This is a genomic window from Polaromonas sp., assembly GCF_016185115.1.
Lineage (GTDB): Bacteria > Pseudomonadota > Gammaproteobacteria > Burkholderiales > Burkholderiaceae_C > Polaromonas.
Genome location: NZ_JACPOF010000030.1, coordinates 411,424 through 434,843, shown reverse-complemented (window position 1 = coordinate 434,843; position 23,420 = coordinate 411,424). Strand labels below are relative to the sequence as shown.

Annotated in this window: 25 protein-coding genes; 15 read left to right on the top strand and 10 right to left on the bottom strand. The window is 61.2% G+C overall.

Translation table 11 applies throughout. The features are described 5' to 3' along the window. Positions 1-15 precede the first annotated feature (15 nt). A complete protein-coding gene (locus HYX42_RS23025) occupies positions 16-1,278 on the bottom strand; it encodes an MFS transporter (protein WP_293407649.1) in 1,263 nt (420 codons plus the stop codon). 90 nt (positions 1,279-1,368) lie between these two features. Further along, positions 1,369-2,049 carry a hypothetical protein gene (locus tag HYX42_RS23020; RefSeq protein WP_293407647.1) on the bottom strand — a complete coding sequence of 227 codons (681 nt, stop codon included), beginning with the start codon at positions 2,047-2,049 and terminating at the stop codon, positions 1,369-1,371. A gap of 340 nt (positions 2,050-2,389) precedes the next feature. Here HYX42_RS23020 and gshA point away from each other — a divergent pair, with 340 nt between their 5' ends. Next, positions 2,390-3,991, top strand: coding sequence for a glutamate--cysteine ligase (gene gshA, locus HYX42_RS23015; protein ID WP_293407645.1), 1,602 nt, complete (start codon positions 2,390-2,392; stop codon positions 3,989-3,991). 194 nt (positions 3,992-4,185) lie between these two features. On the opposite strand, the gene HYX42_RS23010 is transcribed toward gshA, so the two are convergent. Both HYX42_RS23010 and HYX42_RS23005 read right to left on the bottom strand, forming a co-directional pair. Next, entirely contained in the window at positions 4,186-4,401 is a 216-nt protein-coding gene (locus HYX42_RS23010) for an oxidoreductase-like domain-containing protein (protein ID WP_293407752.1), read from the bottom strand. Between the two features lie 35 nt (positions 4,402-4,436). Further along, complete coding sequence (locus HYX42_RS23005; RefSeq protein WP_293407643.1) at positions 4,437-4,706, bottom strand: hypothetical protein; 270 nt, start codon at positions 4,704-4,706, stop codon at positions 4,437-4,439. 145 nt (positions 4,707-4,851) lie between these two features. On the opposite strand from HYX42_RS23005, the gene ylqF reads away from it, so the two are divergent. Continuing rightward, positions 4,852-5,829 (top strand): ribosome biogenesis GTPase YlqF, encoded by a 978-nt coding sequence (ylqF, locus tag HYX42_RS23000; RefSeq protein ID WP_293407641.1) that lies wholly within the window; start codon positions 4,852-4,854, stop codon positions 5,827-5,829. 589 nt (positions 5,830-6,418) lie between these two features. Here ylqF and HYX42_RS22995 read toward each other — a convergent pair. From HYX42_RS22995 to HYX42_RS22975, 5 genes are all read right to left on the bottom strand, one after another. Next, entirely contained in the window at positions 6,419-6,619 is a 201-nt protein-coding gene (locus HYX42_RS22995; protein WP_293407638.1) for a hypothetical protein, read from the bottom strand. 69 nt (positions 6,620-6,688) lie between these two features. Further along, a complete protein-coding gene (locus HYX42_RS22990) occupies positions 6,689-8,065 on the bottom strand; it encodes a DUF1501 domain-containing protein (protein WP_293407636.1) in 1,377 nt (458 codons plus the stop codon). Between the two features lie 29 nt (positions 8,066-8,094). Beyond that, complete coding sequence (locus tag HYX42_RS22985; RefSeq protein ID WP_293407634.1) at positions 8,095-9,573, bottom strand: DUF1800 domain-containing protein; 1,479 nt, start codon at positions 9,571-9,573, stop codon at positions 8,095-8,097. Between the two features lie 152 nt (positions 9,574-9,725). After that, positions 9,726-10,034, bottom strand: a complete 309-nt coding sequence (locus HYX42_RS22980; protein ID WP_293407633.1) for a hypothetical protein — start codon at positions 10,032-10,034, stop codon at positions 9,726-9,728. Positions 10,035-10,043: 9 nt separating this feature from the next. Beyond that, positions 10,044-11,063, bottom strand: coding sequence for an LLM class flavin-dependent oxidoreductase (locus tag HYX42_RS22975; RefSeq protein ID WP_293407632.1), 1,020 nt, complete (start codon positions 11,061-11,063; stop codon positions 10,044-10,046). A gap of 225 nt (positions 11,064-11,288) precedes the next feature. Here HYX42_RS22975 and HYX42_RS22970 point away from each other — a divergent pair, with 225 nt between their 5' ends. From HYX42_RS22970 to HYX42_RS22910, 13 genes are all read left to right on the top strand, one after another. Then, positions 11,289-12,512, top strand: a complete 1,224-nt coding sequence (locus tag HYX42_RS22970) for a molybdopterin-dependent oxidoreductase (protein ID WP_293407630.1) — start codon at positions 11,289-11,291, stop codon at positions 12,510-12,512. Between the two features lie 9 nt (positions 12,513-12,521). Beyond that, complete coding sequence (locus tag HYX42_RS22965; RefSeq protein ID WP_293407628.1) at positions 12,522-13,169, top strand: c-type cytochrome; 648 nt, start codon at positions 12,522-12,524, stop codon at positions 13,167-13,169. A 179-nt stretch (positions 13,170-13,348) separates the two neighbouring features. After that, positions 13,349-14,218 carry a fumarate hydratase gene (locus HYX42_RS22960; protein ID WP_293407627.1) on the top strand — a complete coding sequence of 290 codons (870 nt, stop codon included), beginning with the start codon at positions 13,349-13,351 and terminating at the stop codon, positions 14,216-14,218. Continuing rightward, entirely contained in the window at positions 14,215-14,844 is a 630-nt protein-coding gene (locus HYX42_RS22955) for a fumarate hydratase C-terminal domain-containing protein (protein WP_293407625.1), read from the top strand. Before HYX42_RS22960 ends, HYX42_RS22955 begins: the two co-directional genes overlap by 4 nt. A 39-nt stretch (positions 14,845-14,883) precedes the next feature. Next, positions 14,884-15,864 carry a tripartite tricarboxylate transporter substrate binding protein gene (locus HYX42_RS22950; protein ID WP_293407623.1) on the top strand — a complete coding sequence of 327 codons (981 nt, stop codon included), beginning with the start codon at positions 14,884-14,886 and terminating at the stop codon, positions 15,862-15,864. A gap of 48 nt (positions 15,865-15,912) precedes the next feature. Continuing rightward, positions 15,913-16,860: an amidohydrolase gene (locus tag HYX42_RS22945; protein ID WP_293407620.1), complete on the top strand. Its 948-nt coding sequence runs from the start codon at positions 15,913-15,915 to the stop codon at positions 16,858-16,860. Positions 16,861-16,876: 16 nt separating this feature from the next. Next, entirely contained in the window at positions 16,877-17,509 is a 633-nt protein-coding gene (locus tag HYX42_RS22940) for a flavin reductase family protein (protein ID WP_293407618.1), read from the top strand. Between the two features lie 26 nt (positions 17,510-17,535). Beyond that, on the top strand, positions 17,536-18,282 hold the full coding sequence (locus tag HYX42_RS22935; RefSeq protein ID WP_293407616.1) for an aldolase/citrate lyase family protein: 747 nt from the start codon (positions 17,536-17,538) through the stop codon (positions 18,280-18,282). A gap of 36 nt (positions 18,283-18,318) precedes the next feature. Beyond that, positions 18,319-19,170: a hypothetical protein gene (locus HYX42_RS22930; RefSeq protein ID WP_293407615.1), complete on the top strand. Its 852-nt coding sequence runs from the start codon at positions 18,319-18,321 to the stop codon at positions 19,168-19,170. Between the two features lie 10 nt (positions 19,171-19,180). Further along, positions 19,181-19,669 (top strand): MaoC family dehydratase, encoded by a 489-nt coding sequence (locus tag HYX42_RS22925; protein WP_293407613.1) that lies wholly within the window; start codon positions 19,181-19,183, stop codon positions 19,667-19,669. Between the two features lie 16 nt (positions 19,670-19,685). Beyond that, complete coding sequence (locus HYX42_RS22920; RefSeq protein WP_293407611.1) at positions 19,686-20,144, top strand: MaoC family dehydratase; 459 nt, start codon at positions 19,686-19,688, stop codon at positions 20,142-20,144. Further along, positions 20,134-21,717: a class I adenylate-forming enzyme family protein gene (locus HYX42_RS22915; RefSeq protein ID WP_293407609.1), complete on the top strand. Its 1,584-nt coding sequence runs from the start codon at positions 20,134-20,136 to the stop codon at positions 21,715-21,717. The genes HYX42_RS22920 and HYX42_RS22915 overlap by 11 nt, the downstream gene beginning before the upstream one ends. Before the next feature lie 52 nt (positions 21,718-21,769). Further along, a complete protein-coding gene (locus tag HYX42_RS22910) occupies positions 21,770-22,555 on the top strand; it encodes an SDR family oxidoreductase (protein ID WP_293407607.1) in 786 nt (261 codons plus the stop codon). A gap of 23 nt (positions 22,556-22,578) precedes the next feature. Here HYX42_RS22910 and HYX42_RS22905 read toward each other — a convergent pair whose 3' ends face one another. Beyond that, positions 22,579-23,418, bottom strand: coding sequence for a DNA-binding transcriptional regulator (locus HYX42_RS22905; RefSeq protein WP_293407604.1), 840 nt, complete (start codon positions 23,416-23,418; stop codon positions 22,579-22,581). Between the last annotated feature and the right edge of the window lie 2 nt (positions 23,419-23,420).

The window sequence follows — 23,420 nt, the reverse complement described above, 5'->3', positions numbered from 1 at the left end:
TCTGGCGTACCGGGGTCAGCCCGCCGCCGCAGCCGTGCGCAGATTACGCGCACGATGAACCCGGTAGAGCAGAAAAAACGCAATGCTGAAGTTCAGCAGGTTCCACGCGATACCGTTGATGAAGGCCGCGTGGTACGAACCCGTCAGGTCAAACACCTTGCCTGACATCCAGCCGCCCAGCGCCATGCCCAGCATGGTGGCCATGATGACGGTGCCGACGCGCGCGCCGGCTTCCTTGGGCTCGAAATATTCGCGCACGATGATGGCGTAAGACGGCACGATGCCGCCCTGGAACAGCCCGAAGAGCGCGGCAATCAGGTAGAGCGACACCAGCCCGTCAAAGGGCAGAAACATCACGAGGGCGATGCCCTGCAGGGTCGAGCCCAGAAGCAGCGTGCGCAGCCCGCCTATGCGGTCGCAGATGATGCCCGACACAAGCCGGCTGACAACGCCGCAGGCCAGCATCAGCGAGAGCATTTCTGCGCCGCGCGCCGCACCGTAGCCCAGGTCGGTGCAGTACGACACGATGTGCACCTGCGGCATGGCCATGGCCGTGCAGCAGGCAACGCCGGCAATACACAGCAGGATTTGCGCACGCGAGGGCGTCATGCCAAAAGGCCGGGCACTCGACATGCCCGATGACTGCCCGCCCGTGCTTGACGCCACAGCCAGCGGCGGGCGCCTGCGCATCATCAGCGCCAGCGCCGTCATGGTGATAAAAGTGAAGATGCCCAGGCCGAGGTAGGTCTGCCGCCAGCCCACGGTCTCGGTGAAATGCTGGACTATGGGCGGCCAGATGGCACCGCCAATGTAATTGCCGCTGGCGCAGACCGCCACCGCAATGCCGCGTCGTTTCACAAACCAGAGTGAGGTATCGGCCAGCAGCGGTGCAAAAGTCGCAGAACTGCCCAGCAGGCCTATCATCAAACCGTGTACCAGCGTGAAGGTCCAGATGCTGCCGGACATCGACGCCGCGATATATCCAAAACCCAGGCCGCTTGCGCCTATCAGCAGCGGAACGGTCACGCCAAAACGGTCGGCCAGCCTGCCCATCAGCATGCCGCCCAGGCCGAAACCAATCATCAGCAGCGTGTAGGCAAGAGATGCATCGGCGCGCGCGACACCGAATTCAGCCTGTACCGTTGTCATGACGACCGGCACCACATACATGCCGGCAGCGCCGACGGTCATGAGTGCCAGGGTCACCAGCAGGCGCATCACGGCGTAGCGTGAATCTGCCAGTGAAGAAGGGTCTGTGCCGGGTGTCGTTGCGGTCATCGGGCCAGCGTAGCACCGTGCCTGCAGAAATCAGCCGGGTGCCGCTTGTCGTTTTCCCTGATGGCTTGAGGGCGGGCAGACCCGGCGGTGCTAGAGCGAGGAGGGTTGCGTCTTTTCGAAATCTGGAGGTGTCAGGCCTTGTGCCGCCTGGCGGTCCAGTTCCTGGTCACGGATGGCGAACAGGCGTTCAAGGTCCCGGGCCCGATTGATTTCCTCGTCGTCAGCTGTCGGTTTGAAGGCCGGCTTGTCGGGGTCGGCAAGAACTTCGGGTATAGGTTCGGCAAAAACCTCGGCCATGGGCGCTGCGGGTTTCTGCAGCGCTTCCACCCAGAATGATTTGTCCGGCAGTGTGGCGTACGGGCACTGGTCAGCCATCTCGAGTTGCCATGAGATGCCGTGCAGCCATTCTTCGGCTTTCGGCTCAAAGCGGCGAATATCGGTCATCAGGGTTTGCTGGAACGCTACAAGGTAATTCATCAGCCGCTCGTCCCAGTGCCTCACCAGCAGGCGCACATACATGCCCTGGCCACGGCTGCGGCTGGACACCAGCAGCATCTGGCATTCAATCCAGTCGGCGGGGATGCCGCTCTTGCGCAGCACATCGCGCAGCAGCACCTGCACCAGCTGCCGCCGGGTGGCGTTTTCCGAGCCGTCCTCTATCGAGACCGGGCTGTCCCGGTTTTCCCGTGCGGTGTCGGCCTGGGTTCCCTGGCTGGAAGATGTTTTTTTGCCAAAGATGTTCCTGAACAGTTTTTTCATGGAGATTTGCATGCGGCGGGTATCCTGATCACCAGGACGGGCATCTGCACGCCGGGCCGCACCGGAGTTTCCTGTTACGTATTGTCGATGGTCGTTGAGGGCTTGCGGCAAGTCAAGAAAGTTTGTGCACTTGAGTCTGGCGGCCGTCGTTTTTGCGTTTGGGGCGGCTTTTCCCACCCCCGGTGGGGCCTGTTGCGGCCAAGCCCTGCCTCTCCTAACGCTTTCGGGCCGGCCCTGCACGGCGGCGGGCACACCCTGCTACGGTGTGTACTGGCAAAAGGGGCCGCGCCAGCGTGAAGCGCCCGGCTGTGATAACTTCCACCCCAATTCAGGAATCGGCGGGAACAAGTTTATGAACAAATTGCAGGCGGCCACGGGCACGCAGCAGCAGGAGGCAAGGGCAGGTCTGTTGAAAGACCGGCTGGCCGCGCTTGCGCCTGAGCGCCTCAGGGGCATGCGCCGCGGCATTGAAAAGGAAAGCCTGCGCGCCCAGCGTTCGGGTGCCCTCGCACTGACGCCGCACCCGGCTGCGCTCGGTTCTGCGCTGACGCACCCCAGCATCACCACCGACTTCAGCGAGTCGCAGGTCGAGCTGGTCACGGGGGCGCATGACAGTGTTGACGCTGCGCTGGACGAACTCACCCGTATCCACCAGTTCACCTACCGGTCGATGAAAGCCATCGGCGACGAGATGCTGTGGGTGTCCAGCATGCCCTGCGGGCTGCCGACGGACGAGACCATTCCCGTGGCGCGCTTTGGCTCGTCGAACGTCGGACGCGCCAAAAGCGTCTACCGCCTGGGCCTGTCGCACCGCTACGGCAGGCGCATGCAGACGATTTCGGGCATTCACTACAACTGGTCGCTGCCCGGCGTCAGCAATGAAGAGTATTTCGGCCTGATCCGCAACTTCCGCCGGCAGGCTTTTTTGCTGCTTTACCTGTTTGGCGCCTCGCCGGCCGTCTGCTCGACCTTTGTGCAGGGCCGCGACCATGAACTGCAAAAGCTGGGCGACCACACCATGCACATGCCTTACGGCACCTCGCTGCGCATGGGGCGGCTGGGCTACCAGAGCGATGCGCAATCCTCACTGGCTGTCAGCTACAACAGCCTTGAAGGCTACGGAGAGTCCCTGGCCGATGCCCTGACCCGCGCCTATCCGCCCTATGAGAAGGTCGGCATACGCAACCCCGGCGGTGATTACAACCAGCTCGCCACCACGCTGCTGCAGATCGAAAACGAGTTCTACGGCACCATACGCCCCAAGCGCGTGATCTTCCAGGGCGAACGCCCGCTGCATGCGCTGCGTGAACGGGGTGTCGAGTACATCGAGGTTCGGCTGATGGACCTCAACCCCTTCATCCCCGTCGGCATCACGGCGCAGACCATGCGCTTTCTCGATGTGTTCCTGTTGCACTGCCTGCTCTCGGACAGCCCGGACGACAGCCCGGCGGAGATCGCCGCGCTGGGCCGCAACCAGCACCGCACCGCAGCACGCGGCCGTGAGCCCGGCCTGATGCTTGAACGCTCCGGCGAGCAGGTGTCGCTGGTGGCGTGGGGCGCGCAGATCGTCGCCGAATGTGCGCCGATTGCCGACGCACTGGACGCCGCCCACGGCGGCACACATCACCGCGACGCGCTGGCTGCCGCCAGTGGCGGCTTGCGGGACGCATCGACGCTGCCATCGGCCCGCGTGCTGGCGGCGATTGAAAACGAGTTTGACAACTCCTTCATCAACTTTGTGCGCGCGCAGTCAGAGAAGGCGCGCAACACCCTGCTTGAGTTGCCGTTTCTGGCCGAGTGGCAAACCCACTTCAACCGGCTGACGCTGGCATCGTTGCTGGAGCAGGAAAAGATCGAAAAGGCCGACACCATGCCGTTTGAGGTTTACCGGGAGCAATACGTCTCGCCAGACCGGCTGGGCATAGGCCGCCGCCAGCCTGCGATGGCGGTTTAGCTGCCGGGCGCGAGCCGCTGATTGCTACGCTTTTGATAGCTGCTCACGTGCGTATTTAAAGGTCTGGAGGCCGATTTGGCACCTGAAAATGCCGTTTTTGGCGTGTTTTTTGGCTCCGGATCAGGCTCGCAGAAGCAGGTAAAATCAAAATGTTAACTCATAAGTTAACAAAATCCTGATTTTTAACATGTACGTTAAATTTTTGCCGTATGCGGCAAAATTTGCGAAGCGAGTGCCTGGCCAAGGTCTTCACACCACCAGTCGACCGCCGCGTAATAGCCCTCCCAGACGCAGCCATTGCAGCCCCGGCCGCAGCAGGTTGTGGGTTCGGCAGGCGGGCCACGAAAGACCAGTCCGGCGGCGGCCTGGCTCCGTTGCAGCGCGCGAATGCGGGCCTGCGCCGCGTTCAGGTCTGAAACGCCTTCTCCCACGGTCTGCCTGAGAATCAGGACCCGGACGAAGCCGCCATGCGGCGCCTGAAGAACACACCGAGGAAGGCAATGCCCAGCACCAGCGCAAACCAGCCGACCAGCGTCGATTTGGCAACAATGCCCTGCATGCCTGGCGACGTGATGAAGTAGGGCGAGACCAGCACGCCCAGCCCGATCATGGTGAGCAGAATGCCTTTCATGGCCAGTTCGTTGTTGGCTTTGGTGCTGGCCACCGCGGCTTTGCCGGGTGTCGGTTTCTGGGTTGGGGCACTTGGAAGGGGCATGGTCAGTCTTTTAAAGGAAAATAGCGGGTCGGCAGGCTGAATCAGCCTGCACCGGCCCACGCCCTGATTTTCCCCCCAATCTGCCTGTGCGGCTGCCGCACCCCGCAAGACCTCACGAAACCTCAATAGAGAAGAAAGAACACAGATGGCCATCCAGTGGTTTCCGGGTCACATGCACCTGACCAAAAAAGCCATCAGCGAGCGCATCAAGGAGATTGATGTCGTCATTGAACTGCTGGACGCGCGCCTGCCCGGCTCCAGCGCCAACCCCATGTTGGCCGAACTCACCAGCGGCAAACCTGCGCTCAAGGTGCTCAACAAGCGTGACCTGGCCGACGCCGAACGCACACCGCTCTGGCTGGATTACTACAACGCCATGCCCAACACGCGGGCGATAGAACTTGACGCCAGCGAAACCGCCCCGGCCCGCCGCCTGATCGACGCCTGCCATGCGCTTGCGCCCACACGCGGCAGCATGGTCAAGCCCATGCGGGTGCTGATCTGCGGGATCCCCAACGTCGGCAAGTCGACGCTGATCAACACCCTGACCGGCAAGCGCGCCACCAAAACCGGTGATGAGGCCGGCATCACCAAGGTCGAGCAGCGCCTGGTGCTGGCCGACGGCTTTTACCTGTGGGACACGCCGGGCATGCTGTGGCCGCGCATCATCGTCGCCAAAAGTGGCTACAACCTGGCGGCCAGCGGCGCCATCGGCCGCAATGCATTCAATGAAGAAGAAGTCGCGCTTGAGCTGCTCGATTACCTCATCAAGACCTATCCGGCGGCGCTGGAGGCGCGCTACAAGGTTGAAGTCACGCCCGGCATTACCGATGAGCAGATGCTCGAAGAGATAGGCCGCAAGCGTGGCGCTGTGCTGACCAAGGGCCGTGTGAATCTGCAGAAGGCGGCCGAGATCGTTATTTACGAATTTCGCGCTTCGACGCTGGGGCGCATCACGCTGGAGACGCCTGAGGAGTTTGCCGGCTGGCTGGCGGCCGGGCAGTTGCTTGATGCCGAACGGCAGGTGAAGAAGGACAAGATTGAGACGAATCGTTTGATCAAGTTCAAGAAGATTCCGCGGCCTGAGAAGGCGCGGCGTTCGGATGAACGGAGTGGTGATTGAGGGTTGTTGCCCTTCACTACCAGGCCGGGGGTAGCCCGGCGGCTAGTCACTTTTCTTTGCTTCGCCAAAGAAAAGTAACCAAAAGAAACGCGACCCTGTTCGTCGTCCCTACGCTGCGCTACGGGCAACCTGCGATGCTCGGTCCAGCCGGGGTCTGAAACAACTCGCATGCGGCTCAAACAAGTTTCAGCCCTGATCCGTCTGGCCCTGCGCTTCTCGGCTCCTCTCCAAGGGTTTGGGGGACGCAGTCCGAAGACTCGCCCAAAGCGCTTCGCGCTTTGGGCTCCCCGAATCCGCATTCATCCCCAACCCCGTGGAGGCTGGGCCGAGGAGCGGAGATGGAGACGGCATCAAGGGGAAAAACTTGTTTGAGCGAAGCGAGTTGTTTTTCCCGCCGGCGTAATCGAGCACCGCAGGTTGCCTGTAGCGAAGCGGAAGGACCCAGACGTCGGGTCGCCTTTCTTTTCGTTAGGTTTCTTTGGCGAAGCAAAGAAAAGTAACTCGCCCGCCGGGGCGAGACCCGGCTTGGTCATGAAGGGCAAATCCTCAACTCAACGAGACGCCCAAAAATGCCAAAGCCGCAAAAGGCTTACTTCCGACGCTCACCCTTATGCGCTTCCCGGTAAGCCTTCAGTTCAGCCCGTGTCAGTTGCTCATCCTTGTTGGCATCAATCGCATCAAAGTTCTTCTCCAGCATGGGCCGGCCCTCGACCTCACCGCGCTGGGGTGCAGGGGCAGGAGGTGGCGGCGTCTGTGCAAAAGCGTTGAAGGTGAAAACGCTGGTCAGCACCAGGGCCGTGCCTGAAAGCGGGGGAGAGACTTGTTCATGGTGTTCCCTGGGGCTGATGAAAAATAAAAATCAGCTGCGGCGTATCAGTCCATCCAGCCGGCTGTCCCAACGCGCACCGGGCAACACACTGGCCAGCGCAGAATCGGGCATCGCAAAGTTCGCGCGCAACACGTGGGCCAGCACGGCCCGGTAATCATGGTGGGCCGGCAGGTCGCGTGACTCGTTGAGGTTGCCGCGTGCAAGACCTGTCCACTGCCCGTGCCAGCGTCCGCCATTGATGTTGTTACCCACCAGCCACATCGCATTGCCGTAGCCGTGGTCTGTGCCCCGGCTGCCGTTCTCACTCGCCGTGCGGCCGAACTCGCTCATCACCACCACCACATCGCCGGGCTCCGAGAAATCCTGCCGCAATTGCATGATGCCGCGGCCCAGATTGCCGAGGTTGTTGGCGAGCTGGCCATTGGCATTGCCCTGATTGGCGTGGGTGTCCCAGCCACCGGCTGACAAAAAGCCCAGGCGCAGACTGCGGTCGTTGCGCATCAGGGTGCCCAGGTGCTGGGCATCGAGTTGCAGGCCGACAGGGTCCGCCGCACCGTTGCTGGCGGCCAGCATCTGTGCGTTTTGCGCCTGGGTAGTCGGCGGTGTGCCGTCGCGGTCCAGCATGCGGTTGCCTTCCCTGGCAGCGGCTTCACGCGCTGCCATTTCGCGGCGGCTGGTGACGGCGGCTTTTTCGGTGCTGAGTTCCTGCGCGCTCTGCATGCGGCTGCCCGCGCCCTGGCGGAAGGCTTCGCTGACCTTGTCGTTGCCTGCATACAAATCCATCAGGGCCTGACGTGTCCTGTCATTGGCCAGTACGCCGGTTCTTTCAGCGGCCTGCCCGCGTGGAATCAGCCTGACGCTGGCTTCGCCGGCAAGAATCGCCGGGTTGGCTTCACCCACGCCGAGGGCGCTTGCAGTCTGCACACCTTTGGCGCTGACACCTGCTGCCGTGTTGAGCCAGCCCGCGGTGGCGCTGTTTTTGCCGCCCTGTGCAATTTCCATTTCATACTGTGCCGCAAAATGTGAGCGATTCGGTTTGGGTAAACCTGCAGCCGGTACAAAGCCGAGCACGCCCTGTTGCCAGAGCGGCAGAAGGGGCGACAGTGCGGGGTGCAGTGCAAAAGTGTCGTCGAGTTTGATGGCAGTGCGTGTGCTGCCATCCGGCGCGGCAATCGCAATGTTGGGCCGTGTACTGTAGTAGTCGGCATCGGTATAGGGCACAAAGGCCGAGAGGCCGTCATAGGCGCCGCGCAGCAGCACCACGACAAGACGGCCTTGCTGGCTGCGCGCAGAGCCTGCGGGTGCGGCCTGTGCCCAGATGCGGGGTGCTGCAAGCCCCGCTAGCGCAAGTCCGGTGCCTGCCAGCAAGCGGCGGCGCAAGAGGTCGGGTTTGTCATCTGAATGCATGTTGCGCTCCTGAATGGTGTGAACAGCAGCTACTTGCTCATGAAGTCGGGGCTGGCGAATGTGAGGCCCGTGCGCTGGCCGGCGGGCTCCTGGGCGATGCGGTCACGGCTGGCGGTGCTCATGAAGGGCTGCAGGTACACAGGTTCTGCCATGCGTGCACCCAGTGCAATGGCATAGTCGGCGCGGCGCGTGAGTGCTTCGGGGGCCAGCCATGTCGCGGCATCGGTCTTGTAGCCATCAGGTGTCTGCCAGCCGTGTATGGGCTGGCCCGCCTGCGCAAGAAAGCCCAGTGTGAGCTGCAGTTCACGCCTGTCCTTCACACCGCCGCCTGCAGTGAGGGCTGAGCAGGCAAAGTCCAGCGGCGTCTTGAAGAGCTTGTTGTCGGCGCGCCAGAACTCTGGCGAGTTCACCAGTGTGTGCATCACGGCGCGGATGTCGCCTTGCGTATTCACAAAGGTTGAAGAGAGCTGGTTTACCAGCGCCTGCGAGGGTTTGTCTGCCACAAAAGTCATGGCGAGGCGGCGCGCAATACGATTTGCCGTTGCGGGCTGGCGCGCCAGCATGCGTATGGCTTCCTCGCCTTCACGCACGCCGTTGGACCGGAAGGTTGTTTTCAGCAGCGTCTTGTCGCCGTTGTCATGCAGGCGTTCGGCAAACCTGAAACCTTCGCCTTGCTGCAGGCCGACCGTCCAGCCAGTGAGGATGCGCGCCAGTTCATGCACATCATTTTGTGTGTAGCCGGCATCAACGCCCAGCGTGTGCAGCTCCATCAGCTCGCGCGCATAGTTTTCATTGAGGCCGCGTACATTGCTCTGGGCCTGGTCGAGGTAGTACAGCATGGCCGGGTGGCGGGCACTGGCCAGCAGCAGGTCTTCAAACCTGCCGAGTGCGTTGGCGCGTATGGCATTGACGACGTAGTGGCCGGTGAAGGGCCGGACATTGCCCTTGCCCACAAACACGTTGAGATGGTTGAACCAGAACTCGGTCATTTTGGCGAGCAGCGGATTTTCAATCGACGGATCACTGCAGGACAGCAGGCGCCAAGCGGCGGCCGTCTGCTGCATCTCGCGGCTGAAGCCCAGTGCGTCGGTGGCGTTGTCTACCAGTTTTGTGTTGGGTGCGGGCGGCGTGCCGGCTTGCGTAGCGGCAGCCTGTTCCCTCACGGTGCGGCGCGCTTCACGCTCCGCGCGGTAGTCGCGTGCAATATCGCCCAGCGGCTGGTTGAAGCGGTTGATGTCTGCAGGGATGTAAGGTGCGCTTTTGCTGGCGGCGTATGCAGCATCAATCTGCTGCAGTGCCCACGCCCTGGGGTTGGTCTCGGCGGCCTGTGCGCTGTCGGCGGTGGGGCCATAACCCAGCCGTGAGGTAGCGCGCCACGCAGCCGCCGTGCTGGTACCGGTTTGAGCAAGCACCGTGTGCGCCGCCAGTATTCCCGATATCGCCAGGGTGAGTGTGGCAAGTGTGGGCAGCAGACGCAATCGGGCGGGGCGGGAACAGTGGGGCGGCATGAGACGTCTCCTCAACGGGATGTTGTACCTGCCTAACGTTGTTGCAAGCTTGCCGGTTGGCAGATTTACAGACCTTTACGGAGCATGACCTCACCTGCCTGAGGGCAAGCTGACTTTCCGTTGCACGGATTCGTTCGCTGTTGATACAGCTTTCAGGGCTTTTGCAGTTGCAGCAGCATCTGGTCAGTCGCGTAATCGCAGTCTTTGGCACCGCGCAGGCAGAACGCGGCAATGGCGTTGACATCTACCGGCATGGCGGACATGCCAGGTCGCTCCACCAGCAGGTTGCCATTTGCTTCAGTCTGTACCTTGTAAGCCGGGTATTGCTGGCTGATCTTTGCGCCCAGAAGTTTCTGCCAGCTGGGCGCTTCCGTGCAGGCACCCAGTACCGCCAGCGTCAGGGCCGGGATGACCATCCGAAACATGGTCCCGATGCGTATCCGAAAGGTGCTGATCAGCATGCAGGCAGTCTAGCGCGTGCCCGCCGCTCTGCCTTGACTGCCCAGTGCGTCTCTGGCTTGCGCCACGATCTCCAGTGAGCGCCTGGCTACGGTAGGGTCATAGAGGTGCGAGGTCACCATCAGTTCATCAGCAGCAGTTTCTGCAATGAAACTGCGCAGCCTGTTTTCAACCGTGGAGGGTGAACCTGAAATGGCATACCTGAGCATGCGCTGCGCACCGGCCTTTTCGGAGGGTGACCAGTAGCTGTCAATGTCGTCTATGGGCGGCTGCATCATGCCGGGTGCGCCACGCAGCAGATTGGTCATGGACTGCTGCACCGAGGTGAACTGGTAACGCGCGGCCTCGTCGGTGTCGGCAGCGACCACATTGGCCACCACCATGGCATGGGGTTTTGCAAGCTGTGCCGACGGCTGGAAGCGGTCACGGTAAATGTCCAGCGCCTGCATGAGCATGTCGGGTGCAAAGTGCGACGCAAATCCAAAGGGCAGGCCCAGCATGGCCGCGAGTTGTGCACCGAAGAGGCTGGAGCCGAGTATCCAGAGCGGTACCCCCAGGCCTGCGCCCGGCACCGCGCGAATCCGCTGGCCCGGCTGCACAGGGCCGAACAGGGCGCGCAGTTCTTCTACATCCTGCGGAAAGGTGTCAGCATTGTTCATGTGGTCACGCCGCAGGGCGCGTGCGGTGAGCTGGTCGGTGCCGGGTGCGCGCCCCAGGCCCAGGTCTATGCGCCCGGGGTAGAGCGATTCAAGTGTGCCGAACTGCTCGGCGATCACCAGCGGGGAATGGTTGGGCAGCATGACACCGCCGGAACCAACACGAATGGTTTTTGTGCCACCGGCCACATGGCCGATAACGACGGCGGTGGCCGCGCTGGCAATACCCGGGTTGTTGTGGTGCTCGGCCAGCCAGAAGCGCTTGAAGCCGAGTTTTTCTGCATGTTGCGCGAGGGCCAGCGTGTTGCGGAATGCATCGGTAGCCGTATTGCCCCGGACTATGGGCGAGAGGTCAAGGACCGAGAAGGGAATCATGTGGAACACCGGCTTTCAGGTTCAGGTCTGCAGGGAAGAACTGTGTGCAGTCTAGGAGCTTGGCCAAGGCCGTGCTTGTGCAGGGGTGTTCGTCTGGCAGTAGAAGTAAGCAGACCCGACCCTGTTACAGATGTCATTTTTGCCTTGTGCGCGTTCCCTTTGCTCCATATCATCGACAGGCATTCACGGCTTGCCCGTGTGAATCACATAACAAAAGGACTATCGATGAGCCACCACGACGAACAGCAGGAAGCCAGGCGCCGTTTCCTGCGCCATGCGGGCCTGGGTGTAGCCGGCCTGTCGGCACTGCCGCTGCACAGTCTTGCCGCCACAGGCACCATGCCTTTCGGCAATGGTGAACGTGAACTGGTGACCTATCCGCAAAAGCGGCCGCTGCTGCGCATTACCACCAGGCCGCCGCACCTTGAAACGCCCTTCAGCGTTTTCGGTGAAGGTGCCATCACGCCGAACAACGCGTTTTTTGTGCGTTACCACCTGGCCAATATCCCGACCAGTATTGATGCAAAAACCTACCAGCTGAAAATCACCGGCCATGTGAAGCAGCAACTGTCGCTGTCACTGGCCGATCTCAAAGCCCTAGGTGAGCCGGTTGAGGTAGTCGCTGTCAACCAGTGTTCAGGCAACAGCCGCGGGTATTCGGAGCCACGTGTTTTCGGCGCCCAGCTGGGCCATGGTTCCATGGGCAATGCGCGCTGGGTCGGCGTGCCTTTGCGTACTGTGCTGAACAAGGCCGGTGTGATGCCCGGGGCAAAACAGGTGGCCTTCAATGGGCTTGATACGCCGGTGTTGCCGAAGACGCCCGATTTCGTCAAGGCGCTGGATATCGACCTGGCCCTGAGTGCCGAGCCCATCATTGCCTGGGCCATGAACGGGACGGACATTCCCTTCCTCAATGGCTATCCGATCAAGCTCATCGTGCCGGGTTATTTCGGCACCTACTGGGTCAAGCACCTCAGTGAGATCAATGTGCTGGACCATGGCTTTGAGGGCTTCTTCATGTCAACCGCCTACCGTGTTCCCGACAATGCCTGCATGTGCGTGCCGGCAGGCACTGCGCCAACTGCCACCCGGCCCATTACCAGCATTCCCGTGCGTTCTTTCATCACCAGCCTGGCTGACAAGGCACGTGTCAAAACCGGGCAGGCTGTACAGCTCAAGGGCATTGCGTTCGATGGTGGCAGCGGCATCAAGACCGTGCAGGTGTCTGAAGATGGCACGCAGTGGCACGATGCCGTGCTGGGCAAGAACCTGGGACGTTTTTCATTCCGCGAATGGAGCCTGCCGTGGACGCCGGCGAAAAAAGGCTCGGCGACCCTGATGGTTCGGGCCACCAATAACAAGGGTGATGTGCAGCCTGCGACGGCGAGCTGGAACCCGGGTGGTTATGCGCGCAACGTGATTGAAACCACGCGTGTGGTCGCGGTCTAGGAGTACGCCATGAAAACCATTCATTTCATTGCCGCCCTCGGCCTTTCACTCACGGGATTTTTGCTGCCCGCAACGTCGTTCGCCCAGGCCTTGACACTCAGGCTGCCGCTGGAAACCGCAAAACTCAAACCATCAAAACTGCCCGGCTATCAGGTCGCCATGCAGAAGTGCGCGATCTGTCATTCCGCGGATTACATCAGCCAGCAACCGCCAGGCATGACCCAGGCGCAGTGGACAGCAGAAGTTCGCAAGATGGAACATGCCTATGCAGCGCCCTTGAGTGATGCCGAGGTCAACCAGATCGGCGAGTACCTCGCGGTCACCTACGGCACTGCAAAAGCGCCTGCGCCCATTGCCGTGGCAGCGGCAACACAGGCAGCAACTCCGGTCGCGGCGGCGGGCGGTGCGGTTGATGTGCAGGCACTGCTGACTGCGAACGCATGTCTTGGCTGCCATGCCATCAACCAGAAAATTGTCGGCCCTTCGTATCACGACGTGGCGATGAGATACAAGGGTGATGCTCAGGCGCAGGCCAAACTTGAAGCCAGCATTCGGGCCGGCGGTGCGGGTAAGTGGGGGCAGGTGCCCATGCCTGCGTTTACGGGTTTGAAGCCGCAGGAAGTGAAGGCGCTGGCGGCCTTTGTTTTGAAACAGTAAGACAAGCGCCAAATAGTTTTCAGGCCATTCGGACCGCTGATTGCAAGGGAAAACCCTTGAAGCCGGCGGCCGAAATTATTTCGCTGCGCGAAAAGCAAAAAATCTCAGCTTGTGTAATGAAGCCGGCCGTTGCATCCTTGAGGTCAAGATTTCCTGACTGCACAAGAAGATAACGAGACATGCCCATCACCAGTGAGTTGATACGCTCGGTCACCGCCGATTTGTATGAGCGATCGCTCAAAAAAATACCTGAAGACACCAAGGCCGTGCTGCGCCGCGCTGAGACCGCCGACAGTTCGGACACGGCACGCAAGACGCTGACCATCATGCTCAAAAGCGCCGATGAGTCGGAAAAGCAGGATCATCTGATCTGCTCCGATATCGGCATACCGGTGTACTCGGTCAAGATCGGCACAAAAGTGCGCTTTGAAGGCGCTGTGCGCCAGGCCATGATTGATGGACTCGCAGACCTGGCAGCCAACATCCAGCCGCCAATTCTGCGCATGGTGACCAACCCGCTGACGCACCAGCGCGGTTATGCGGGCAAGGACATGCCCATTCTGACCTTCGACATCATTGATGAGGCCGATTACCTCGAGATCATCTGCGCACCCAAGGCCATGGGCAGCGGGCGATGGGAAGCGCTTGAAACCTTTGTCTATCCGACGCTGGAAGACATCGAAAAGTACATTCTTGAGGTGGTGATGAAGGCCGGCTCGCAACCGTGCCCGCCCATCGTTGTCGGGGTCGGCATTGGCGGTACCTTTGACTACGCCGCGCGCATGGCCAAGCAGCAGATATTGCGGCCTTTTGGCAAGACCAACCCCGAGCCGATTCTGGCGGCCATGGAGGAGCGCCTGCTCAAGGCCATCAACAGCATGGGGTTTGGTCCCATGGGTACGGGCGGCGATACAACTGCGATGGCGGTGCACATAGATTACGCAGCCAGCCACGGTTTCATGCCGGTGGCGGTGGCGCTCAATTGCTGGATCAACCGCCGTTATGGCGCGCGCATCCAGAACGACGGTACGGTGGAGTGGTTTGAATGAGCCGCACGCATCACCTTCAACTGCCGCTGGATGCAGATGCTGTGCGCGAACTGGCCGTCGGCGATATGGTCATGCTCAGTGGTGACATCACCATCAGCATAGGCCTGCCCACGCACAAACGCATGGTCAGCGAGCTGAAGGCGGGCAATGCCTTGCCGCTTGATCTGCACGGCGGTGCCTTCTTCCATTTGAGTTCATATATCCGCGACACCGATGCCGGGCCCGAGGCCCTGTACATGAACCCGAGCACCAGCACGCGCTACAACCCCTACATGCCTGACCTCATCCGTCTGCTGGGCTTGCGCCTTGTCGGTGGCAAGGGCGGTCTTGACATGGCCAGCGTTGCAGCCATGAAGGAGTCCGGCTGTGCCTTTCTGTCTTTCCTGGGAGGCGGTGCGCCGTTGCTGTCAGAGGCCATACGGGGTGTGGTGTCCACGCACTGGAACGAGTACATCTCGCAATTTCGCCTGACGACCCTGCGTGTTGAAGACCTTGGCCCTGCGACGGTGGCTATCGATGCACACGGCAACAGCATTTATGACGATCTGAAAAAGAAGGCGGAAGACAAGCTGCCCGGTATTCTGAGCGAGCTGGCCCGCCAGCGTCAGGCAGCCTCGAACCCCTGAATTTTTCAATAAGACACAACCATTCACGGAGACAAATACATGAAACGCCAAAATTTCCTGAAAGCCGCTGTCACTGCAGCTGGCATGCTGCTGCTGTCGCAAACGGCTGCCATGGCGCAGGCGGAGTGGCCGAACAAACCGGTGCGCGTTGTCGTGCCTTTTCCTGCTGGCGGAAGTGCCGACCTGGTGGCCAGGCAGGTCGCACAGCATCTGAGCACCGCTTTCGGCCAGCAATTCATCGTTGACAACCGCGCGGGGGCGGGCGGCAACATTGGCACCGATGCAGTGGCCAAGGCAGCGCCGGACGGCTACACGCTGGGGCTGTCGACCTCCGGTCCGCTGGCCAACAACAAGTCGCTGTACAAGACCATGCCTTTTGACGCGCAGAAGGACCTGACGCCCATCGCGCTGGTGGGCGAGATACCGCTGGTGATTGTGGTGAACCCGGGTGTGAAAGCTGCCAGCCTGAAGGAGTTTGTGGCGGCATCCAAAGCTGTGCCCGGCAGTTCTTCGGCAGGCCATCCTGGCAACGGCACCATAGGTCACCTGGCGCTGGAGTCCTTCAAGACCACGACCGGTGCTGCCACGCAGGCCGTGCCTTACAAGGGCGATACACCCGCCATGACAGACCTGCTGGGTGGATCCATCCAGAGTGTCTTTGCGCCGGTCACGCCTTTTATCCAGAACATCCAGGCGGGCAAGCTGCGTGCCCTGGCCGTGACTTCGGCCAGGCGCTTTCCCGGTTTGCCCAACGTTCCCACCGCCCTTGAGCAGGGTGTGGACCTGGAGGCTACCGTCTGGTTTGCGTTTGTCGGACCGGCAGGCCTGCCCAAAAACGTGGTCACAAAACTGAACCAGGAAGTCAATAAATACACCAGCTCCGCCGAAGGGCGGGCCAAATTTGCACAGTTTGCACTTGTATCCGCCAACGGTGGCCCTGAAGCCCTGGGTACGCTGATGAACGCAGAAGCCGCCAAGTGGAAGAAGATCGTCGAGGCGGCGAAGATTTCACTCGAATAAAAATTTCAATCACCAGATCCCCCCAGACTTCACTACAACTCCGCTCACATGACTGCAAGCAACCAGGCCCGCCCACTTCTTTTTGATTCACATGCCCACCTCGTCGCTGACGACCAGGTGCGCTACCCGCGCAACCCCATGCAGCGCGCCAAGGATGCGCCCTACCGCCACCCGGGCGTGATCGGCAAGCCGGGCGGTCACCACGGACCCAACCCCATCAACGAAGTGCCGGATGCGATTCGCATGTTGCAGTGGATGCAGGAAGAAAACGTGGACGGCATGGTGGCCGTGCAAAAACGCATGATCTACCGGCTGGACAACAGCTACATTCTGGATTCATCGGACAAGTACCCTGACCTGTTCAGCGCGGTGGTCATCCTCGACGCGGAAGACGAAACCACACCGGTGCTGGTGCGCAAGTACATCGGGGAAAACGGCCTCGCAGGTGTGCGGCTGTTTGGCGGGCGCAAGCCAGACGGCAGCATGCCCTGGCTGAACTCCCCCGAAGCATTGAGAACATGGGATGTCGCCCAGGAGTTCGGCCTGGTGATGGACCTGGAAGTCCTCTCAGAAGGCGGTGGCGGCCCATCGGTACCCGCGATCATCGAGCTGGCGCGCAAGTACCCAGACATACGCCTTGTACTGGACCATCTGCTCGAACCGGAAATGCAGGAGGGTGATCACTACGGCCTGGATGAGCGTTATCAAAAGCTTTCCGGCGAGAAAAACATCTTCTTCAAGTTCACCTCCATCAACCTCGACATCTGCCGCGAGGAGAACATCCCTGCAGAGAAGGTCCTGCGCCGCGCGGTCGACATGTTTGGTGCGGACCATGTGATGTGGGGTTCCGACATCGGCACTTCGTCGGGTACCTACAAGGAGATGGTGCAGCGTTTTCTCGACTCGGCGGTGCTGCTCAGCGACGCGGAAAAACGCGCGGTCTGTCACGACACCGGCAAGCGGGTGTTCGTGAAGGGCGGAACGAAAAAACGCTGAATTCCGCACCATTCCCATGAGCGAAAAATTCACCACCATCGCCGCGTCCGGCATGGACACGGCAACCGCCTATCGCCTGCTGTGCGGCATCGTCACGCCGCGCCCCATCGCCTGGATCACCAGCATCAGTGAGGCCGGTGTGGTCAATGCCGCGCCCTTCAGTTCCTACAACTACGTGGCGCACAGCCCGCCCATGCTGGCCATCAACATCGGTTCGCGCAGCGGCGGCCTGAAGGATACGGCGCGCAATATCCAGAGCGTGAAGGAGTTCGTCGTCAACGTCGCCACGGTCGACAACATGGAAACCATGCACAGGACGTCGGCGGAGTTTGGCCCCGACGCCAGCGAAACCGAGGCCCTGGGCATTGAACTTCTGCCCAGTGATCTGGTCAGGCCGCCGCGCATTGCGATGTCCCCGGTGCAGATGGAGTGCAGGCTCAGCCAGGTCGTGACACTCGGCCGGCTGAACACGCTGTACATCGGTGAAGTGGTGGCATTTCACCTCTCGAACGACGTCTATGACGGACGTCACGTCGACAGCGTGAAGATGCAGCCTGTCGCCAGGCTGGGCGGCCCTTTTTATGCCAGCCTGGGTGAGATATTTGAACGGCCCATCCTGCAGACGCCGCCTGTAGGGAACAAGGCGTGACGACACACAGCGCGACGGAAAACACAATGCCTGCCAAAACACTTCAGAAAAACCCCGGCCGTTACCAGGTCGGCACCTTCATCAAGACCAATTCACCGCATGTGGTGGAGGTGCTGGGTACTTCTGCGCTGGACTTCGGCGTGCTGGATGCCGAACACGCCCCACTGGATCGCGCCGGACTGGACCTCATGATGATGGCCAGCCGTGCGGGCGGCCTGCCATTGCTGGTGCGCATCCCCGACAAAAATCCGGCCACCATCCTTTCCGTGCTGGACATGGGCGCTGCGGGCCTGCTGGTGCCGCATGTGGACAGCGTGGCAGATGCCGAAGCCGTAGTCGCACATGCGAAGTTTCGCGGTGGTCAGCGGGGCTTTTCGGGCTCACCGCGCTTTGCCGGCTATGGCACCCTGGGCATGAAGCAGGCGCTCACCGCCGGCGACCAGGCCATGATCATCTGCCAGATCGAAGGCCCGGAGGCCGTTGCGGCTGCGGCGGACATCGCCGCTGTGCCGGGGGTAGACGGGCTTTTCATAGGCCGGGCAGACCTGGCCCTGGCAATGGGCATCGAGGACTCCAAACACCCTGACGTCGCGGCTGCCGCAGACCGCAGCATTGCCGCAGCACTTGCCGCTGGAAAGATTGCTGGTGTGTTTACCGCGAGCATCGCAGAGCGCGATGCTTATGCCGCCAAGGGCGTGAACTGGTTTGTCTTTGGCTCCGACCAGTCGCTGATGCGCCAGGCGGCCGACGCCAGCGCCCATCCTTCCCCCTGACCCCCCCGGACCTTTACCGCTATTTCAGGAGACCACATGAGTACACCTTCCGTTGCCGCCACCGAAGCGCGCCATTACAACGCTGCTGCCGACCAGGCCAGCCCCGACGCCAAAACCTGGATCACACGCGGCGCCAATTTTGTCGTCGCCGTCAGCCAGGCCAAGGCGGGTGCCACTTTCGCACGCGATAACAACCCTGACGAGTACATGGTGTACCTGGTTGACGCTGCCGCAGTGATCGAAGCCAGCGGTCAAACCATTACGGCGCAGGCAGACAGCCTGACTATCGTCCCACCAGGGGCCAGCCGGGTCACGCTCTCCGGTCCGGGGCAGGTGGTGCGCGTGTTTTCCAGCAAGGCCGGTGACATGCTGGCGCTTGCCGCAAACGCCGGCCATTACGCCGGCGGCGCACCCGAGGTCGCGCCGCTGCAGGCCTGGCCTGACCCGGTCGGCGGCTTCATGCTGCGCAACTACCAGCTGGCTGACTTCATCAAGCCCGACACCAACATGCGTATTTTCCGCAGCACCAACCTGATGATGAACATCATGACATCGCGTGACACGCCACGTGATGTCCGAAAGCTCAGCCCCCATTCCCACACCGACTTTGAGCAGGGTTCACTTGCGCTGGCAGGCGACTGGGTGCACCACATGCGTTATCCCTGGACTGCTGACATGACGACATGGAAGAACGACGAGCACATCGAGATGTCCAGCCCGTCGCTGCTCGTCATCCCGCCCAAGGTCATACATACCAGCCGCAATGTCAGCCAGGGGCGTTCGGCGCTGGTGGATGTGTTTGCGCCACCGCGCATGGATTTTTCCAGCAAGCCTGGCATGGTCGCGAACGCCGCCGACTATCCGATGCCTGCTGCGGCTGCCAAGTGAACCCTGCAGCATGATCGAACCCGCAAAAACTGCCGGCATGGCGGCGGACAAGCCGCGTTATCTCGAGGACTTCGAGGTTGGTGAACGCTGGGTGAGTGTGCCCACCCTTGTCACTGAAGATGAGATCGTGGCTTACGGCAAGGCCAATGATCCCCAGAAGATGCACACCGACCCCGAGTGGGCGAAGACCGGGCCGTTCGGCGGGCTCGTGGCCAGCGGCTGGCAGATCGCGGCCCTGTCCATGCGTGTGTTCGTACAGTCGGGCGGATACGGCAAAACGCCGGTCATCGGCATGGGCATAGACCAGCTGCGCTGGCGCAAACCGGTGCGTGCCAACGACACGCTGACGGTCGAGCGCGAGGTCATCGAAGTGCTGCGCTCGGATTCGCAGCCCGACCGCGGCACCATCCGGACGCAGGTCAGTGTCCGCAACCAGGACGGTGAAGTGGTGATGACCCTGCAGACACTCGGACGTGTGCCTGCGCGGCCCGCTGCATGACTTTAACGGAGAAATCATGATTGAACTGGAACGGCCCGCGGACCTGATTCCGTGGGTGGGCAAGGAAATCGGTGTCAGCGACTGGTCGTTGATCGACCAGGACAAGATCAGCCGGTTCGCCGAACTCACGGGCGACGACCACTGGATTCACGTTGACGTCGAGCGTGCGTCCAGGGAAATGCCTGGCGGCAAAACCATCGCGCATGGTTTTTACACACTGTCGCTGATTCCATACCTCGTGCGGTCTGTCTACCGAATCCGTGTGCGTGGCAAGGGACTGAATTACGGCCTGAACAAGGTTCGCTATACCAGCCCCGTGCCCGTCAATTCGCGCGTGCGCTTGCGCCAGACCATCAGGGCGGCCGAGATGGTTGAGGGCGGTGTGCGCGTGACTTCCGATTGCGTGATCGAAATTGAAGGACAGGAGCGCCCCGCACTGGTGGCTGAATTCCTGATGCTCGTCTATGACAAGTAAAAGTATTGAGACCCCTCAGGCACAGGCCGTTGCGGCCGCCCCGTTTGTTTCATTTCCGGAGTTGATAGAACAGTACGCCTCGCAACGTGGTGATGCCCATGCTTTCGTATGTGGCGATGCAAGCCTGAGCTGGAAGGTGTTTGCGCAGCAGATGTCTGCCGTTGCAGCCGGGTGCATGAACATGGGCATCCGCAAGGGTGACAAGGTAGCTTTGCTCGCCAGCCCGTCACTCGAAGCGCTGGCGACATTTTTCGGCGTGATCAAGGCGGGCGCATGCATAGTGCCGCTTGCCACGTCTGCGACTTCAACAGCACTGCTGTCCATGCTGCGCAATTCGGATGCCAAAGTTCTCGTCATCAGCAATGACATGAGGGAGTTACTGGGCAGCACCAACCCGGAGCTCGAGCAGCAATTTCACGGGCGGCTGGTGGCGATCGATTTCGAGGCGCAGGGCTGGACCGGGTGGAAGGAATGGCTGGCCGCGGCGCCCCCATCGTCAGGAACGCCGGTACTTGAGCCGGATGATGATTTCAACATCATCTACAGCTCGGGGACTACTGGCGATCCGAAAGGCATTCTGCACAGGCACGGCATGCGCTACAGGCAGGCGGCGCGCCGCAGCTTCGGGCTGGACAGCAGCAGCGTGATGCTGCTGTCCACACCCCTTTATTCGAATACCACCTTGCAACCCCTGCTGGCGACTGTCGCGGCGGGAGGCTTGACGGTGCTGATGCCGAAGTTCAATGTGCCTCAATACCTCAAACTCTGCGAGCGCTTCCAGGTGACGCATACCATGCTGGTGCCCGTGCAATACCAGCGGATTCTGGACCATGAGGATTTTGCTGGCGCCCGGTTGTCCTCTTTTGTCCTCAAGCAATGCACAGGCGCCCCGCTCGATGCGCGGCTGAAAGCGCGCATTCAGGCGAGCTGGCCCGGCAACCTGCGCGAGGTCTATGGCATGACCGAAGGTGGTACGACCTGCATACTGGACGCGGACGCCTGGCCGGACAAGCTCGGCACGGTAGGCAAGGCCGCAGCGGACCACGACATCCGCATCATTGATGACGAAGGGCGGGTTCTCCCGGCCGGAGAAGCCGGCGAAATCGTCGGGCGTTCGCCTTACATGATGGCCGGTTATTACCGCCAGCCCGATGCAACGCAGAAGTTCTACTGGCACGACGGGACGGGCGCCGTGTTTCACCGCAGCGGCGACATCGGCCGCTTTGATGCCGACGGTTTCCTCACGCTGATGGACCGCAAGAAGGACATCATCATTTCGGGTGGCTTCAATATCTACGCCAGCGATCTCGAGTCCGTGCTTGCCGGCCATCCTGATGTGACGGATGTGGCCGTGATCGGCATCCCCAGCACGCAGTGGGGCGAAACGCCGCTGGCGCTGGTAGTACCCAGACCGGGCAGTTGCATCAGCGAGGAAGCCTTGCGGCAGTGGGCCAACGAAAAGGTGGGTCGCACCCAGCGCATATCGGCGGTCGAGTTCCGGCAGGAACTGCCCCGCTCGGCCCTCGGAAAAACACTCAAACGTGAACTAAGGGAGCCCTACTGGAAACAGTGAGGGCAGCGGCCACCTTCGCGGTGCCTTTCAACAACCGGACACAGGAGCGGGTATGACCCATCAACAAAAAGAACTCGAAGGCAAGGTCGCCTGGGTGCACGGCGCAGCAGGCGCTGTGGGCCTGGCGATTTCGCAGGAGCTGGTGAAGGCTGGCGCCTACGTGGTGCTCTCGGGACGAAACGCAGAAGCGCTCGAGGCCGCGGCCCTGCAGGCAGGAGGTGCAGGTCTGGCAGAGGCGCTCGTGGTGGATGTCGGCAACAGCGACAGCGTGTATGAAGGTGCTGCCGCGCTGGAGCAGCGCCTGGGGCACATCGACATCCTTGTCAATTCGGCGGGCGTCAATCCCTCGAAGAGAAATTTTCGCGACCTGTCTGTAGAGGACTGGAAGAACACCGTCGATGTCAACTTGTCCGGAATGTTCTACACCTGCCAGGCGACGATGCGCGGCATGCGGGAACGCAAGGACGGTGTGATCATCAATATATCGTCCTGGACAGGCCGCTTTGCTGCATACTTTGCCGGCCCCGCATACGCTTCGACCAAACGTGCAGACCTTGCCCTGACCGAAAGCATCAACTGGGAAGAGTGTGTCAACGGCATACGGGCGACCTCCATCGCGCCGGGCGGCATTGATACGCCCCTGCTCAACAAGCGTCCCATCCCGCCATCGGCGGAGGTACGTGCCGCACTCCTGAAGCCCCAGGACGTGGCGGACATGGTGCGATACATCGCCGGCCTGCCGCCGCGCGTGTGCATCAATGAAATCCTGATGAGCCCCACGCTGAACGGCAACTACCTTGGCGAGTTTGAAACCCGCAAGCGGCCTGTGAAAGCCTGAGTGCGCCTGCGATGACGCGCTGGTCAGGGCCTCGCGGCCCTGACTTTCCGGGAAGGCGGTTTTCCTGCCAATGGGCGTGGCGTGCTGCTTTTCCCGTCAAGCGTCTTTAACCTGCCACTGATCTTTTCTGTGGCGGCTTTCATCTCGGGGTATAGCGTGTGTACAGCGTCCTTGAGTGACAGCGCGGACGAAAACCATGTCAGGCCGAAGGAGGCAACCACCCGTCCGTTCTCGAATACCGGCAAGGCCAGCGTATTGGAGACGGGGCGCACCGCAGGGTTGCGGACTGCATAGCCCTGCTTGCGTGTTTCTTCCAGCATTTTGATGACTTTGGCGGTGTCCTGTGCGGGCTTGTCTTCGGCCTCGGCAGAGTGCGCCAGAAGCCCAAGGATGATCTCCTGCTCGTCGGGCGGGCAAAACGCAAGATAGGCCCGGCCCAGCGCCCGGCTGACCAGCGACAGACGCATGTTGATGCTTGAATGAAGCAGCGACAGCGGTGACTGTGCAATCGTGCTGTAGCGAACGACCACGGCATCGGTGTCGAACACGGCTACCGCGACCGGCCACTTGAAACGTGCCGTGAACCCATCTGCAATCGGGGCCGCAGCTTCAATGATGCGCGGTTCGCTGTGATACCCGGACGAAAGGGTATGAACTGCCGAGGTCAGGTAATACGAACCATGCTGCGGTGCGTGATTGACCAGACCGAGGCCGACCAGTGTTTGCAGCAGCCGTACCAGCGACGGCTTGGGCAAGCCCGTCTGGCGATGCAACAGGTCCAGCGTCGAGATCGGCTGGCGATTCAGGCATTGCAGCAGTTCAATGGCGCGTTCAACTGCCCTGACGGGAGGAAAGGATGCCATCG